This is a genomic window from Compostibacillus humi (genome assembly GCF_014637175.1).
In the GTDB taxonomy this organism is placed as follows: domain Bacteria; phylum Bacillota; class Bacilli; order Bacillales; family Amphibacillaceae; genus Oceanobacillus; species Oceanobacillus humi.
In genome coordinates this window covers 26,530-41,016 of sequence record NZ_BMEV01000015.1, presented here as the reverse complement: position 1 = coordinate 41,016, position 14,487 = coordinate 26,530, and the positions used below count along the sequence as shown (strand labels likewise).

Sequence of the window (14,487 nt, the reverse complement as noted above, 5' to 3'; positions counted from 1 at the left end):
TCTTTTTTCTTAGTTTGAAAGAATACCACTGTTTTCCTGTTTATACACGACTTCTCCGTCAACCATTGTCAACATGACGGATCCGGATACGTTCCAACGGTCAAAAGGTGTATTTTTCCCTTTGGAGAGGAACTTCTCCTTTTCAATAACCCATTCTTTCTCCAAATCGATGATCGTTAAATCGGCCTTTTCTCCGATTGTCAATTTTCCATATGGGAGGCGAAAAACTTCACAAGGTTTTGCTGTCAGCCAATTGACTAGCTGGTTTAAGGAAAAAATATTCTTTTTGACAAAGCAGGTATACAACAAGGGAAATGCTGTTTCCAAGCCGACAATGCCAAATGGAGCTTTGAGCATGCCTTTTTCTTTTTCTCTTTCGGTATGGGGAGCATGGTCCGTTGCAATAAAATCAATCGTTCCGTCTAACAGCCCTTCCAAAAGCGCCTCCTGGTCTTCTTTGGAACGAAGCGGCGGATTCATTTTATAATTGGCATCGTCATTTGGGATATCTTCTTCATTCAGCAGCAGATGATGCGGAGTTACTTCCGCAGTAACCCGTATTCCAGCTCGTTTCGCATCCCGAATAACCCGTACAGATTCCTTTGTACTTACATGGCAGACGTGGTAATGGCATCCAGCTGATTCGGCAAGAAGCACATCCCGGGCAATTTGCACCGATTCACTGATGGAAGGAATTCCTGGCAGTTGCAACCTTTCCTTCACTTCTCCATCATGGACAACCCCGCCGCCTACAACAGTATTATCTTCACAATGGGCAACGATGGACTTGTTGTTTTTCGCAGCCCGTTTCATTGCTTCAAGCATTTGGTCTGTTCGTTGAACCCCAACCCCGTCATCAGTAAAGGCAAATACTCCCATTCGGCTCAAGGTGTCCATATCGGTCAATTCCTCACCTTGTAAGCCCTTCGTTATCGAAGCGTACGGCAGAACCCGTACCGTCGCTTTTTCCTCTATTTTTGCAAAAAGCTCCTGGACCGTTTCTTCGTTATCAGGAACAGGATTCGTATTTGGCATGGTGCAGACGAGGGTAAAACCGCCTCTTGCTGCTGCTTTCGTCCCTGTTAGTATCGTCTCCTTCTCTTCTCCGCCCGGTTCCCTTAAATGGACGTGAACGTCGACGAATCCTGGAAACACCATATTTCCTTCGGCATCAATCACTTTGTCTGCACTTGCTTCGATTTTTTCGCCCATTTGGACAATCCGGCCATTTTCAATTAAAATGTCACAATGTTCCGTTCGGTCAGATGGCAGCAAAATTTTTCCGTTCGTAATTAATGTTTTCATCCTTCTTCCCCCATTCTTCCAATATCGTTAACATAATTGCCATTCGAATTCCTACACCATTTTCCATCTGTTTAAATATTCGGGAGCGCCCGCACTCTACTAAATCACTATCGATTTCAACACCGCGATTGACCGGAGCCGGGTGCATAATGATCGCCTTCTCCTTCATTTTCTTTTCCCGCTCCTTCGTTAAGCCGAATCTGTTTAAATAATTGGACGTTTCCATTTTGTTCATATGCCGTTCGTGCTGAACCCTTAAAAGCATGAGCACATCCGCAATTTCAACTGCTTCGTCCATTGAAACATAAGGAATGTCTAATTCCTCTGCCCGGAATTCAGGTGCAGCACTAAAATAGACCTGAGCCCCCAGCCGTGTTAAAGCCTTTGCATTGGAATGGGCGACACGGCTATGCTTGATGTCACCGGCAATCACAATGTTTAACCCTTGGAAACTGCCAAACTCTTGATATATCGTTAGCAAATCGGACATACATTGGGTCGGGTGCTCCGCTTTTCCGGCACCTGCATTGATAACCGGGATGTTTAACTGCTGTAAATCAGAAAACCAATTATCGGCTTGATGGCGGATAACGAGCAGCTGAACGCCAATTGCTTCCAGCGTTTTTGCCGTATCGTATAACGTTTCCCCCTTTAATAGACTGGAAGAATCAGGGTGAAACTCCACAATATCGAGACCGAGTTTTTTTTGGGCGATAATAAAGCTCATTTTCGTCCTAGTGCTCGGTTCAAAAAACAAATTGGACACAAAGAATTTTTCCTTCATTCTTTCCGGATTCTTTTGCAATTTTTGCGCTTGATGCAGCAGGCGGAAAATTTCTTCCTTCGACAATGAATCTACAGAAATAAAATGTTTCATGGCTCCTCCTTTAGTAGAAATGATGGTTATAAAAAAAACTCCTTGCAAAAAGGCTGCAAGGAGTCAGACGTGCAGTATAATCCATACACGTTTCACCAGTTACAACCTTTTAAATCTCTCTGGATTTAATTAAAAGTTGTGTTTATTTATTTTTCATAAATCGATACTAAGTCCTGATCATCCGTTTCCATCAAATGGACAACGACGATTTCTTTATCGGATGTAGGAATATTTTTGCCGACATAATCAGCGCGAATCGGCAATTCACGATGCCCGCGGTCGACCAATACGCCTAGCTGGATCCGGTCTGGTCTGCCGATATCCATGACCGCATCCATGGCGGCGCGGACGGTTCTTCCGGTATACAATACGTCATCAATCAGGATTACTTTTTTACCTTCCAATTCCACTTCGATCGTTGCGGAATGAATTTCCGGGTCTTTCGAATCGGTAATTTTTTCTAAATCGTCACGGTATAAAGTGATATCAATTTCACCAACGGGAAGATCAATATTCTCAATTTGTTTTATTTTGGCTTGGAGCCGCTTTGCAAGGGGAATACCTCTCGTTTTTATGCCGACGAGCACTAAATCATCCCCGCCTTTGTTTTTTTCCAATATTTCGTGGGCCATTCTTGTCAACGCCCGGTTAATAGCTGCCTGGTCAAGTATTTCTGCTTTTTTCTTCATGACTACTCCCCCTTTTCATCCGTCTGACGAAAAAACCCTTTTCTCCACAGAGGAAAAAAGGGCATATTACCGCAACGATTCCTTTTTAGCCTCACGGGACTAAATTAAAAGCTCTTATTCACTTCTTCGTTCATTATTCCAAAGCTTCCGGCAAAAGTCAATACGTTTTCTTTATTTGCTCCAGCACTTCTGTAAAATACTCCGGGAGCTCTGTTTCGAATTCCATCCATTCTTTCTTGCGCGGATGCAGAAAACCTAACTTTTTAGCATGAAGGATTTGGCCATTTGTATCCCATGTTTTCCGCGGGCCATATTTCGGGTCGCCTAACAGAGGATAACCGATATATTTCATGTGAACACGAATCTGGTGGGTTCTGCCAGTCTCCAATGCACATTCAATATGGGTGTAATCGGGAAACCGTTCAATGACACGAAAATGGGTAATGGCCGGCTTGCCTTTTTCCGTTACCGCCATGCGCTGTCGGTCTTTCGGGTCCCTGCCAATCGGAGCTTCTACCAGTCCCTTTTCATGGGGAATTGCTCCATGAACAATCGCTTCATATTTTCTTTCCACTCGTTTCTCTGAAAGCTGTTTTGACAGATGGATATGGGCATAATCATTTTTCGCTACAACTAAGAGACCGCTAGTGTCTTTATCAATCCGGTGGACAATGCCCGGTCTTTCAATCCCATTGATTCCCGATAAATCGTTACAATGGTGCAATAATGCATTTACTAACGTGCCCGTCTCATGCCCTGCCGACGGATGGACAACCACTCCTCTTGGTTTATTTACTACGAGCACATCCGCATCTTCATAAAGAATATGTAAAGGAATATTTTCTGCCTCCACTTGTAACGGTTCCGTTTCGGGAATCGACCATTGAATGTTATCCCCAGCCTGACATTTATAATTGGCCTTTACTTCTTTACTGTTTACAGTGACGTGTCCTTGTTCAATCCATAGCTGAATTTGGGAACGGGACACCTCTTCCAGCTGTTCAGCTAATAATTTATCGATTCGCTTTTTTGCCTGTTCTTCTGTCACTTCATAATTATAGGTTGACATTTTTTGCCTTTCCTTTCTTCCGTTCATCCAAAATCGTAGCAATAATAAAGAGAATAACGCCAACTGTCAAGGCAGAGTCAGCTACGTTAAAAATAGGAAAGTTGTAATTAAATATATAAAAATCGAGAAAGTCTACTACTTCCTGCCGAAAAAGACGGTCGATAAAATTCCCGATTGCTCCGCCTAAAATTATTCCTAAACTGATGCCGACCCATTTGTCATTTTTCCCGTATTTTTGCAAGTAATAAACGATGGCAACGATGACAACTGTGGTCACAATATAGAAAAAAAGCATTTGTCCCTGTAATATGCCCCATGCTGCCCCTTGATTACGATGGGAAGTTATATGAAAAAAGCCATCGATGACGGGAATACTCTCTCCAATTTCCATCCTCCGGACAATAAGCCATTTGGTCCATTGATCCAATAGGACGATGATCGTTGCAATGATATAGTACCAGTACATTGTACAGCCTCCGTTATGTATATGTCTTTTCTATCTTACCGATATTCTGCTTTATTTTCAATTGCGATGGTGCATTTATACAAAAGAACAAAAAAGATAAAGCAAGAAAAAAACTCCCCTTGTGAAAGGGGAGTGGTTAAAAAAGATTATGCAGAATAATGTTTTTTCACTACATCGGCACAGCGGGAACATAATTCCGGATGTTCCTCATCTTCACCTACAGTGTGGGAAGATACCCAGCAGCGCTCACATTTTTCGCCCGGATGTTTTTCCACTAAAACGTGGGCAAATTTATATTCGTCCTTGCCTGTTGCATCTTCTTCCACAATAGCTTCAGAAACGATTAAATATTGGTGTAAATAGTCGATTCCTTCAAGAACCGTTTTCGTTTCCTCATCCTTCGGCACAATCGTTACTTTTGCTTCCAATGATTTTCCGATTACTTTTTCATTTCTTGCTTCTTCCAACGCTTTCAGGACGTCGTCACGAACTCTCATGAAATGCTCCCATTTTTCTACATCCAGCCCGGCAATTTCCCTCGGTTCCGGCATGTCAGTCAGCTGGACGCTTTCTGCTTCCGTACCTGGGATATATTCCCACACCTCATCAGCCGTATGCGGAATAATTGGCGACAATAGCTGGACAAGGGAAGTCAAAATTTCATAGTAAGCCGTTTGAATGCTGCGGCGGCGCGGATGGTCCGAATGTTCGATATATAAAATATCCTTGGCAAAATCTAAGTAAAACGCACTTAAGTCTACCGCACAAAAATTATGAATCTGATGATAAATTGGCGAATACTCAAACCGATCATAGCTGTCCCGCACGCTTTTAATTAGTTTTTGCAGGCGGTGCAGCATAAATTTATCGACTTCTTCCATTTTCTCTTCCGGTACCCGGTGAATGTTTGGATCGAAATCACTTAAATTGCCGAGCATGAAACGGAACGTATTTCTAATTTTTCGGTAAGCTTCAGAAATTTGTTTTAAAATGTCATCGGAAATGCGGACGTCTCCCTGATAATCGACAGAAGCCACCCATAAACGCAATATGTCCGCCCCATATTGTTTCAGCACTTTCGATGGGAGAACGACATTTCCTAATGATTTACTCATTTTCCTTCCTTCCCCATCAAGGACAAAGCCATGGCTGACAATGTTTTTATAAGGAGCTTTCCCTGTGACGGCCACTGCCGTAGATATAGACGAGTTAAACCAGCCGCGGTATTGGTCGCTGCCTTCCAAATATACATCTGCAGGGCGGCGATGATCCTTCCGTCCTAACAATACAGCTTGATGGGAAGAACCGGAATCAAACCAAACGTCCATAATATCCGTTTCTTTCGTGAATTTGCCGTTTGGACTATGCGGCGAAGTAAATCCTTCCGGCAAGAGATCTTTCGCTTCTCTTTCAAACCAAACATTGGAACCGTATTTGGCGAACAGCTCGGAAACATGATTAATAGTTTCATCTGTAATAATCGGTGTTCCGTCTTCCCCATAAAATACAGGAATCGGCACGCCCCACGTACGCTGGCGGGATATACACCAGTCTTCCCGGTCCCGAACCATGTTGTAAAGTCTCGTTTCACCCCAGCTCGGATACCAGTTAATCTTTTTAATTTCCTCTAAAATTTCATGGCGGAAGTCTTTAATGGACGCAAACCATTGAGACGTTGCCCGGAAAATGGTCGGTTTCTTCGTCCTCCAATCGTGCGGATAAGAGTGGGTAATAAAGCTCAGTTTCAGCAACGCACCATTTGCTTCCAATTTTTCTGTAACAACTTTATTTGCATCATCGTAAAATAATCCTTCAAACCCTGGTGCTTCTTCCGTAAAGCAGCCACGGTCATCCACTGGAGAAAGAGCTTCTAAACCGTATTTCTTCCCGACATAGAAGTCATCTTCCCCGTGTCCAGGAGCTGTATGAACGAGACCGGTACCGGCATCAGTCGTAACATGTTCTCCAAGCATGACGAGGGAATCCCGGTCATAAAACGGATGTTTGGCCACTGCACGTTCAATATCCTGTCCTTTAAAGGTTTTCACCACTTCCCATTGTTCCCAGGAAAGTTCAGATGCAACTGTTTCTAAAAGTTCGTGAGCAACAACGTATTTTCCGCCCTTCACATCAACAACAGTATATTCCAGTTCAGGATGGACGGTAATGCCTAAGTTTGCTGGAATCGTCCACGGAGTTGTCGTCCAGATGATAATTTTATCCCCTTGTTCTAATACTCCTTTCCCATCCTTTACTTCAAAACTGACATAAATGGACGGAGAGCGCTTATCATAATATTCAATTTCCGCTTCTGCCAAGGCGGATTCAGAAGAAGGGGACCAGTAAACCGGTTTTAACCCTCTGTAAATATATCCCTTTTTCGCCATTTCCCCAAACACTTTAATTTGGGCTGCTTCAAAGTCTTTTGTCAAAGTGAGATAAGGATTTTCCCAATCGCCGCGCACACCTAGCTGTTTAAACTGCTGACGCTGACGATCCACTTGAGTAAGGGCGTATTCCGCACATTTTTCCCGGAACTCGGAAACACTCAGTTTTTTCCGGTCCACTTTTTTACTTTTTGTCAATGCCACTTCGATCGGCAACCCGTGGGTATCCCATCCCGGAATATATGGGGCATGGTATCCGGTCATCGATTTATGCCGGATGATAATATCCTTTAAAATTTTATTTAAGGCATGACCAATATGCAAATCTCCGTTTGCATATGGCGGACCATCATGAAGAATGAACGTCGGTCTCCCTTGAGTCCGTTCAAGCACCTTTTCATAGATGCGGTTTTCATCCCACTGTTTTTGTCTTATCGGTTCTTTGTTCGGCAAATTGCCGCGCATTGGAAAATCTGTTTTTGGCATTAGTAATGTATCTTTATAGTTCATCGTAATTTCCTCCTCTTCATCATCATAACCTTTCGTAAATCAAAACATAGCGGTATATAAAAAGTCTTCTCATCCCAAAGAAGGGACGAGAAGACTCGCGGTACCACCCTTATAGATTTAAAATGACTGCCATTTTAAATCCGCTCGACATCCGTAACGGGGATAACCGTCCATTACTACTCACCGTTCATAATGGATACTTCGGAGTGATCTTCTAAAAACACGGCCAGTCCGGGCTTTCACCAATTCCCGGCTCGCTGATACAAGCCCTTTGTTTTTATACTGTCTCCATCATCGTATCTTGCCTTCTTAAGGTTTTGTTAATGAATTATATGTAAATTATTGCATTCCGTCAAGCGTTACGAATCGCTTTTGGAATATTTGACAAGATTTTCTTCCGCTTCCTCTGCTTCCGCCAAGTCGTCCATTTCCATTTCAAACAAATTATCCCAATCATCGGTATTAATCATTTCCAATTGGGCTTCCACAAGCATCTTTAATCTTGTCCGGAAGACTTTTGCCTGTTTTTTCATTTCTTCCACTTCAATGGAAATTTGGCGGGATTTGGTTAACGCTTCGTTAATAATGCGATCGGCGTTCTTTTCCGCTTCCTTGACAATGAGCTTCGATTCTTTCGCTGCATTGCTCTTTAATTCTTCCGCCGTCTCCTGTGCCACTAAAATCGATTTGTTTAACGTCTCTTCTATATTGGTAAAATGGTTGAGCCGTTCATTTAATTGATTTACCTTTTCTTCCAATGCGCGTTTTTCGCGAATGACGATTTCATAATCTTTTACCACCTGATCGAGAAACTCATTTACTTCGTCTTCATCATATCCGCGGAAACTTTTTGTAAATTCTTTATTATGAATATCTAATGGCGTTAATGGCACATTAGGCACCTCCCTATGTATATATAATCATAAATTATTCCCTAATACTAGTTTATTCGACAAAAATCTGTTATTTCCTGCAAAGAATTATTTTAAAATTGCCGTAGTAATCCGCCATTTCTCTTTTTTTGTCAAGCCATGTATGTCAATAATTTTGCTGCGGCCTTTTCCACGGACAGAAAGAATATCTCCTTTCTGCAGCAGGAAATTCGCTTCGTCGACGATTCGGAAGTTTACTTTAACCCGTTCTTGCCGAATAAGGGCCTGTGCCTCGGACCTTGACATTCGGTATATTTCTTTTATTACCGCGTCTAACCGCAATGATGAAACGGTCTGTACCGATTCCAGCCACTTTTCCTGTTTCGCGATTAGGCTGGAAAAGCTTTGCTCCTGAAAATGAATCGCTGCACGTTTGATATAGTTTAAATTTGCCGTGACAAAGGGAGCAATTTCTGCGGCAACGATGATCTGTATTCGTCCGTCAGATATGTATATATCTCCCAGCTTCTTCCGTTTCATCCCGAGGGAAAGAAATGCCCCCAACACATCCCGATGGGAAATGGATACAAATTTTTGATGGTAAGCGGCCTCTAATAAGGTAAGCTGAAACATATCCTCTGTCATCTCTTCATAATACGGTCTTATAATTGCTCTTTTTCTTTCCGTATTCGGTCCTCCGCCGTTAAATTCGAGAACAACATCTGAAGCGTTCGTTCCGATTAAACTAGTCAGAATATCCTGTTCACGCGGGTCCAAAAAATCGGTCAGTTTGGGAACGTAACTTCTTTCCACCTGTTCTTTCCAGCTTAACGCCTGATCAATAAAGGGATGCTCTTCTTTGCGAAAATGCTGATAAATACTCATGTTTTCACCTAGCTACATAAAATATCCGAAAAAGGTTCCTAAACCGATTCGGGCGAAGTGAAGAACAAAAATTGCAACAATTGGCGAAAAATCGATCATGCCAAATGGCGGAATAAATTTCCGGAAAATTTCCAAGTACGGCTCGCAAATTCTCCCGAGCATTTCACCGGCGGAAGATTGCCTTGCCCCAGGAAACCATGACATAAATATATAAATAATAATTAACCAGCTATAAATTTCCATTGCATAGTATAACAAAAGGTATAATGACTGCATTCTTTCTACCATCCTTTATTCAAAACTGAAATCGTTTCCGTTTTCAAATTGACCCGAAATGGAGCCGGATACATCGATGTTTTCTGGGGTGCATAAAAAGGTTTCCATCCCTAATTTTTGAATATCGCCGCGCAACGCATACACTGTTCCGCTGAGAAAATCGATAATTCTCTTAGCCTGATGATGGTCCATCCGCTGCAGATTAATAATGACTGCCCGCCGGTTAATAATATGGTCGGCAATTTCCTGTGCTTCATTATAGGATGTCGGTTCACATAGGACCACTTTGGAAGTGTTTTGGTGCAGACTTTTCAAACTGACAACATTTGAGCTTTTTTCTTGTTGGATGGAATCAGACTCTTCTTCCACGTATTCATATTCATACTCTTCATCGACAAAGAAATTTTTAATTTTATTTTTTAAACTCATCCTGTCACCTCACTTCCATTCATTTCCGACTAATGTCGAACCTAGTCGAATATGGGTAGCGCCTTCTTCAATGGCAATTTCATAATCATTGCTCATCCCCATGGATAAAAACTTACAAGGAGCGTACTGGAACCCCTTCTCCATTATTTCATCCCGCAATTGTCTCAGCTTGCGAAAAACTTGGCGTATTTCCCCTTCATTGTCTGTATGGGGTGCCATTGTCATCAGGCCGATAATGTATACGTTAGGAAACTGTTCCATCTCCTCGATAAACGGTATAACTTCTTCAGGAGCTAGTCCATGTTTTGTTTCTTCTCCGCTTACGTTCACTTGAACAAAGCAAGGAATTGGGCGTTTTGCCCTTTTATTTACTTCTTTTGCCAGCGATTTCCGGTCTAAAGAATGAAGATAATCGACATAATCAATAACGTCTTTCACTTTTCTTGACTGCAATGTTCCAATAAAATGCCATGTTGCGTCCTTTTCTATTTTTTCGTATTTTTGCAAAAATCCATCGCTTCGATTTTCGCCAAGGTTTGTAATTCCCAAATCAACTAATGCTTTTGCTCGTTCTATTGTAACATATTTTGTTACGCCAATTATTGTAATTTCATCTGGATTGCGATTCGTTTTTTCGCAAGCTTGTCTAATTTTTTCTCTAATTCGTTCCAAATTTTGTTGTATATCCATCTTCCTCTTCCCCCCTGGCATGATTATGGCAATAATCCGATAAAACCAAGCATCCTGCCGGTTTTTCCCCGATCTCTCCGATGGGAGAAAAATAAATCTTTTTGCAAAAAGGTGCAATAATTTGTCACTATTATATTATGACGAATTAGCCCAGATTGTAAAAGGATATCCATATTTAACTGTTTTAAATCAAGCAAAAAGCGCCGATTATCAAGGGGAACGACCGCCTTCTCCACATATTGGGAATCAATTTGCCTAATTACTTTCTCATCTACTTCATAGCATGTTTTTGATATACACGGTCCGATTGCTGCCAGTAATTCATCAGGCGGGATTCCTAAATCAGCAAACTTTTCCACCATTTTCCTGGCGATTCCATTTACAGTGCCTCGCCACCCGGCATGGGCGATGCCTGCATATCCGAAAGACGGAGCAAAAAAATATAACGGTACACAGTCGGCAAAAAAGGCGGTACACAAAACTCCTTTTTGACCGGTTATCAGCCCGTCAATTCCTTTTAGACTGCTCTCGTAATTCGTAGCCCCTTTTCCTTGATCGTCATGCTTCACAATTCGTATTTCCGTCTTGTGGACTTGCTCTCCAGACACCCATCGTTCCAAAGGAAAATTGATTTTTTCAGCCAGCAACTTTCGGTTTTCTATGACATGTTCTTTTACATCAGGAACATGCAATCCGCAGTTGAGCCCATCATACGGCTTCTCCGACACGCCGCCGTTCCTCGTTGTAAATCCTGCCGCCAAATCTGGAAATCGATCTGTCCAGCTTTTTATCGTTAAATAGGTTTCGTCTGCTAACACAAAGGGTTCCCCCATCTTATCCCCCCTCCTGACGTTTTCTTCAAGATGTGATTTGTTCTATCATAACATATTTTTGCTATTGCTTCGTCAAAAGTAACGGTCCTTGCTGGTGCCGGACGAGAATGACATCGGAACCGATACGCACAATATGTTCCCACGGAATGATAATTTCCTCCGATTTCCCGAAAAAGCTTCCTTTTTTTTCCCGGGCTAATAAGATAATCCCTTCAATCTTTCCGGTATTCGGATTGATTTCCAAATCGTAAATCTGTCCTAGTCTCCTTCCGTCATCGACAATAATAACTTCCTTTAACTGTAATTCAGATAATCGAACCATTTTTTTCACCTGCCCTTTTGTACAATATATGCGTCTTTCCCGCATTATTTCTCAAGAACAAAAAAAGAAGTGCTGCGGCAGTTGCCGCAAGCACTTCTCTTATCCTTCAAACATTTGCTTCGTCATTTGATTGATTGCTGCTTTTTCCAGCCGGGAAACTTGCGCTTGGGAAATGCCAATTTCTTCTGCAACTTCCATCTGTGTTTTCCCCTGGAAAAACCGTTTATTTAAAATCATTTTTTCCCTCTCGTTCAGTTTATACATCCCTTCTTTTAAAGAGATTTTGTCCACCCAAGTGGAATCTTTATTTTTCTCATCACTGATTTGGTCAACGACATAGATTGGATCCCCGCCATCGTTATAAATCGGTTCAAACAATGAAACCGGATCTTGGATGGCATCCATAGCAAAAACGATTTCCTGGTGAGGTATTCCCATTTCCTCAGCAATTTCTGCAGGTGTCGGTTCTCGCGAAGTTTTATTCATTAATTTTTCTCTCACTTGCAATGCCTTATAAGCAATATCCCGCAAAGACCGAGAAACCCGAATCGGATTATTGTCGCGCAAATATCTTCGGATTTCTCCAATTATCATTGGAACAGCATACGTGGAAAATCTTACGTTATGACTTAAATCAAAATTATCAATCGATTTCATAAGACCGATACAGCCGACCTGAAAGAGATCATCTACATATTCGCCGCGATTGTTGAATCGCTGTATAACGCTTAAGACGAGCCGCAAATTTCCGTTTACAAGCTCTTCTCTTGCAGATAAATCTCCCTCCTCTTGCATTCTAATAAACAATTCCCGCATCTCTTCATTGCTGAGTACTGGCAGCTTTGATGTATCAACACCACATATTTCAACCTTATGTCTCGTCATTATGTTACCCTCCCAGTTGGTGATGCTGTTCATGGACAGTATCTCCTCCCAGAGGGTTTTTTATGCAGTGGCAAAAGTTGCAAAAATTTAGCAACATTGCTTAAAATCCTGTCTACAAGTTAAATCATTTTATTAAATTCCTTCTTTAAGCGGCGGATTATTTTCTTTTCCAGCCGGGAAATATAAGATTGGGATATTCCTAGCATGTCGGCTACATCTTTCTGTGTTTTTTCTTCATCGCCGACTAAACCGAAGCGCAATTCCATAATTTGCTTTTCCCGATCGTTTAATTTGGATAATGCAGACCGTAATAAACTTTTATCCACGTCCGACTCTAAATTTTTTGTAATAATATCATCTTCCGTTCCCAGCACATCGGAAAGAAGCAATTCATTCCCGTCCCAATCAATATTAAGCGGCTCATCAAAAGATACTTCCGCCTTTAGTTTATTATTGCGCCGCAAATACATTAATATTTCATTTTCAATACATCTTGATGCATAAGTCGCTAATTTTATCTTTTTTTCCGGATTAAATGTATTAACCGCTTTAATTAAGCCGATTGTTCCAATACTGATGAGGTCTTCAATATTAATCCCCGTATTTTCAAATTTCCTCGCAATGTAGACGACAAGCCGCAAATTTCTCTCAATCAGAATAGACCTTGCTGCCCGGTCTCCCTTTGGCAAGAGTGTCAGCAGCTCTTTTTCCTCCTGTTTCGACAGCGGCGGAGGCAGGGCCTCACTCCCCCCGATATAATAAATTTCATTCGGTTTGATGCCAATTTTTCTTAAAAACCTATTCCATTTCAACTGAAGGCGCAATTTCCATATTTTCAATTTCATCTCTCCTCTTAAGCCGAATGTATGTCTGCAAATTGCATAATTTGCGGCTGGAGCAGGCAATGATAAGTGCCATCTTTTGCCAGTTCTCCAAAGCGGACTCCGATTAAAAATTTTCGCGTTCGCAATGTCCGGTTCGTTTCATGGATTGTACATGCTTCCGGACGAATCGCCAGCAGTACACCATTTCCATTTACACCTTGATACGGAATAAAATGAATCAAATGTTCCCATTCTTCAGGCAAGAGGTCCATATCGAAACTATCAGCTGCCTTCTTTAGCGATTCCCAATCCTCATTTGAGAACCATTGTTTTAAAAAGGGTTCATCACAGATGACAACAGGTTTTTTGGAAATCGGATCGGTCAAATGATTTCCGCTGTCCACGTATGCAGTTGTTGTATATGCTTCATTTTTGATTTGTATCGTTACCGTATATAACTGTTCATAGCGGATTTTATCAATGATATGCTGGTTCATCCGATGTTTCGTAAACAAATAGCTAAGCGGAAATCCAACGAGGACAAACACCCAGCTGATAGGGTCTCCATGACCTGCTGCTACGAGAAAACCATTACCTGTTATGGAATGGGAAAAAAGATAATGGACTGCAATTAATCCACCTCCTATGGAAAATGTGACAAAATAAAAGATAAAAAATAATTTCAAAAACTGAAATATAGAATGAAAACCAAAGGCACAAAATATAATAATGAATGAATAAATAACTTTAAATAGAACACTTTGGACGAAACTGTCAGGAAATATGATGAGAATCGGCACGATGAAGGAAGCTACCAGCGCACCAATCCAAATCCGCCATGCCGGAGCAGAAAATCTGGCAATCCCTTTCGTTAACATAAGCAGCATCAAATCAAAGATGAAATTTAATAGCCATACTGTATCCAAATAGATGGTCAATGAACTCGTCCTCTCCGCCTCGTGAAAAACTTCTAGTTTTTCAAGGAAGCTGCCAAATAAAAAGAAAAGAAATCATATTAATAGGGTTATAGAGAGTATAGCTAATTTTAAAGGCAAAGTCTGTCATTTTTTGTATGCAAAATGGGGCTAATTTTCAGTTGTTTTGGAGAATAGTGTAGAAGGAAGGTGCTGATCTTCAGAACGGAGATTTATAGGGAGAAAAAGAGTAC

At 41.5% G+C, this 14,487-nt stretch carries 16 protein-coding genes and 1 other annotated feature; all 16 genes read right to left on the bottom strand.

Going from position 1 to position 14,487, the window contains the following annotated elements; translation table 11 throughout:
• Window positions 1–9 precede the first annotated feature (9 nt).
• Entirely contained in the window at window positions 10–1,305 is a 1,296-nt protein-coding gene (gene pyrC / locus IEV18_RS05735) for a dihydroorotase (RefSeq protein WP_188391428.1), read from the bottom strand.
• Entirely contained in the window at window positions 1,262–2,182 is a 921-nt protein-coding gene (locus IEV18_RS05730; protein WP_188391427.1) for an aspartate carbamoyltransferase catalytic subunit, read from the bottom strand. Before IEV18_RS05730 ends, pyrC begins: the two co-directional genes overlap by 44 nt.
• Before the next feature lie 146 nt (window positions 2,183–2,328).
• A complete protein-coding gene (gene pyrR, locus IEV18_RS05725) occupies window positions 2,329–2,871 on the bottom strand; it encodes a bifunctional pyr operon transcriptional regulator/uracil phosphoribosyltransferase PyrR (RefSeq protein ID WP_188391426.1) in 543 nt (180 codons plus the stop codon).
• A gap of 157 nt (window positions 2,872–3,028) precedes the next feature.
• Window positions 3,029–3,940 (bottom strand): RluA family pseudouridine synthase, encoded by a 912-nt coding sequence (locus IEV18_RS05720; protein WP_188391425.1) that lies wholly within the window; start codon window positions 3,938–3,940, stop codon window positions 3,029–3,031.
• Window positions 3,927–4,406 (bottom strand): signal peptidase II, encoded by a 480-nt coding sequence (gene lspA / locus IEV18_RS05715; RefSeq protein ID WP_188391424.1) that lies wholly within the window; start codon window positions 4,404–4,406, stop codon window positions 3,927–3,929. The genes IEV18_RS05720 and lspA overlap by 14 nt, the downstream gene beginning before the upstream one ends.
• 146 nt (window positions 4,407–4,552) lie before the next feature.
• On the bottom strand, window positions 4,553–7,303 hold the full coding sequence (ileS, locus tag IEV18_RS05710; protein ID WP_188391423.1) for an isoleucine--tRNA ligase: 2,751 nt from the start codon (window positions 7,301–7,303) through the stop codon (window positions 4,553–4,555).
• A 78-nt stretch (window positions 7,304–7,381) separates the two neighbouring features.
• Window positions 7,382–7,607 (bottom strand) — a binding site (T-box leader).
• Between the two features lie 55 nt (window positions 7,608–7,662).
• Complete coding sequence (locus IEV18_RS05705) at window positions 7,663–8,196, bottom strand: DivIVA domain-containing protein (RefSeq protein ID WP_188391422.1); 534 nt, start codon at window positions 8,194–8,196, stop codon at window positions 7,663–7,665.
• An 87-nt stretch (window positions 8,197–8,283) separates the two neighbouring features.
• The gene (locus tag IEV18_RS05700; RefSeq protein WP_188391421.1) at window positions 8,284–9,060 is read right to left on the bottom strand and encodes a YlmH family RNA-binding protein; all 777 of its coding nucleotides are present in this window, start codon (window positions 9,058–9,060) and stop codon (window positions 8,284–8,286) included.
• Window positions 9,061–9,072: 12 nt separating this feature from the next.
• Entirely contained in the window at window positions 9,073–9,336 is a 264-nt protein-coding gene (locus IEV18_RS05695) for a YggT family protein (protein ID WP_188391420.1), read from the bottom strand.
• A 15-nt stretch (window positions 9,337–9,351) separates the two neighbouring features.
• Window positions 9,352–9,765 carry a cell division protein SepF gene (locus IEV18_RS05690; RefSeq protein WP_188391419.1) on the bottom strand — a complete coding sequence of 138 codons (414 nt, stop codon included), beginning with the start codon at window positions 9,763–9,765 and terminating at the stop codon, window positions 9,352–9,354.
• Between the two features lie 9 nt (window positions 9,766–9,774).
• Window positions 9,775–10,455, bottom strand: coding sequence for a YggS family pyridoxal phosphate-dependent enzyme (locus IEV18_RS05685; protein ID WP_188391418.1), 681 nt, complete (start codon window positions 10,453–10,455; stop codon window positions 9,775–9,777).
• A gap of 23 nt (window positions 10,456–10,478) precedes the next feature.
• The gene (gene pgeF / locus IEV18_RS05680) at window positions 10,479–11,288 is read right to left on the bottom strand and encodes a peptidoglycan editing factor PgeF (RefSeq protein WP_188391417.1); all 810 of its coding nucleotides are present in this window, start codon (window positions 11,286–11,288) and stop codon (window positions 10,479–10,481) included.
• A 61-nt stretch (window positions 11,289–11,349) separates the two neighbouring features.
• Entirely contained in the window at window positions 11,350–11,610 is a 261-nt protein-coding gene (locus IEV18_RS05675; protein WP_188391416.1) for a YlmC/YmxH family sporulation protein, read from the bottom strand.
• Window positions 11,611–11,709: 99 nt separating this feature from the next.
• On the bottom strand, window positions 11,710–12,495 hold the full coding sequence (gene sigG, locus IEV18_RS05670; RefSeq protein WP_188391415.1) for an RNA polymerase sporulation sigma factor SigG: 786 nt from the start codon (window positions 12,493–12,495) through the stop codon (window positions 11,710–11,712).
• 119 nt (window positions 12,496–12,614) lie between these two features.
• On the bottom strand, window positions 12,615–13,334 hold the full coding sequence (gene sigE, locus IEV18_RS05665) for an RNA polymerase sporulation sigma factor SigE (RefSeq protein ID WP_188391414.1): 720 nt from the start codon (window positions 13,332–13,334) through the stop codon (window positions 12,615–12,617).
• Window positions 13,335–13,348: 14 nt separating this feature from the next.
• The gene (gene spoIIGA, locus IEV18_RS05660; protein ID WP_188391413.1) at window positions 13,349–14,257 is read right to left on the bottom strand and encodes a sigma-E processing peptidase SpoIIGA; all 909 of its coding nucleotides are present in this window, start codon (window positions 14,255–14,257) and stop codon (window positions 13,349–13,351) included.
• Window positions 14,258–14,487: the final 230 nt, after the last annotated feature.

What these genes read in the sequence shown, in the direction of transcription:
- IEV18_RS05695 (WP_188391420.1), bottom strand. Translation starts at nt 9,336, where the DNA reads ATGCAGTCATTATACCTTTTGTTATACTATGCAATGGAAATTTATAGC.
- IEV18_RS05675 (WP_188391416.1), bottom strand. Translation starts at nt 11,610, where the DNA reads ATGGTTCGATTATCTGAATTACAGTTAAAGGAAGTTATTATTGTCGAT.
- pyrR (WP_188391426.1), bottom strand. Translation starts at nt 2,871, where the DNA reads ATGAAGAAAAAAGCAGAAATACTTGACCAGGCAGCTATTAACCGGGCG.
- lspA (WP_188391424.1), bottom strand. Translation starts at nt 4,406, where the DNA reads ATGTACTGGTACTATATCATTGCAACGATCATCGTCCTATTGGATCAA.
- sigG (WP_188391415.1), bottom strand. Translation starts at nt 12,495, where the DNA reads ATGACGAGACATAAGGTTGAAATATGTGGTGTTGATACATCAAAGCTG.
- pgeF (WP_188391417.1), bottom strand. Translation starts at nt 11,288, where the DNA reads ATGGGGGAACCCTTTGTGTTAGCAGACGAAACCTATTTAACGATAAAA.
- IEV18_RS05720 (WP_188391425.1), bottom strand. Translation starts at nt 3,940, where the DNA reads ATGTCAACCTATAATTATGAAGTGACAGAAGAACAGGCAAAAAAGCGA.
- IEV18_RS05700 (WP_188391421.1), bottom strand. Translation starts at nt 9,060, where the DNA reads ATGAGTATTTATCAGCATTTTCGCAAAGAAGAGCATCCCTTTATTGAT.
- pyrC (WP_188391428.1), bottom strand. Translation starts at nt 1,305, where the DNA reads ATGAAAACATTAATTACGAACGGAAAAATTTTGCTGCCATCTGACCGA.
- IEV18_RS05690 (WP_188391419.1), bottom strand. Translation starts at nt 9,765, where the DNA reads ATGAGTTTAAAAAATAAAATTAAAAATTTCTTTGTCGATGAAGAGTAT.
- IEV18_RS05730 (WP_188391427.1), bottom strand. Translation starts at nt 2,182, where the DNA reads ATGAAACATTTTATTTCTGTAGATTCATTGTCGAAGGAAGAAATTTTC.
- ileS (WP_188391423.1), bottom strand. Translation starts at nt 7,303, where the DNA reads ATGAACTATAAAGATACATTACTAATGCCAAAAACAGATTTTCCAATG.
- IEV18_RS05685 (WP_188391418.1), bottom strand. Translation starts at nt 10,455, where the DNA reads ATGGATATACAACAAAATTTGGAACGAATTAGAGAAAAAATTAGACAA.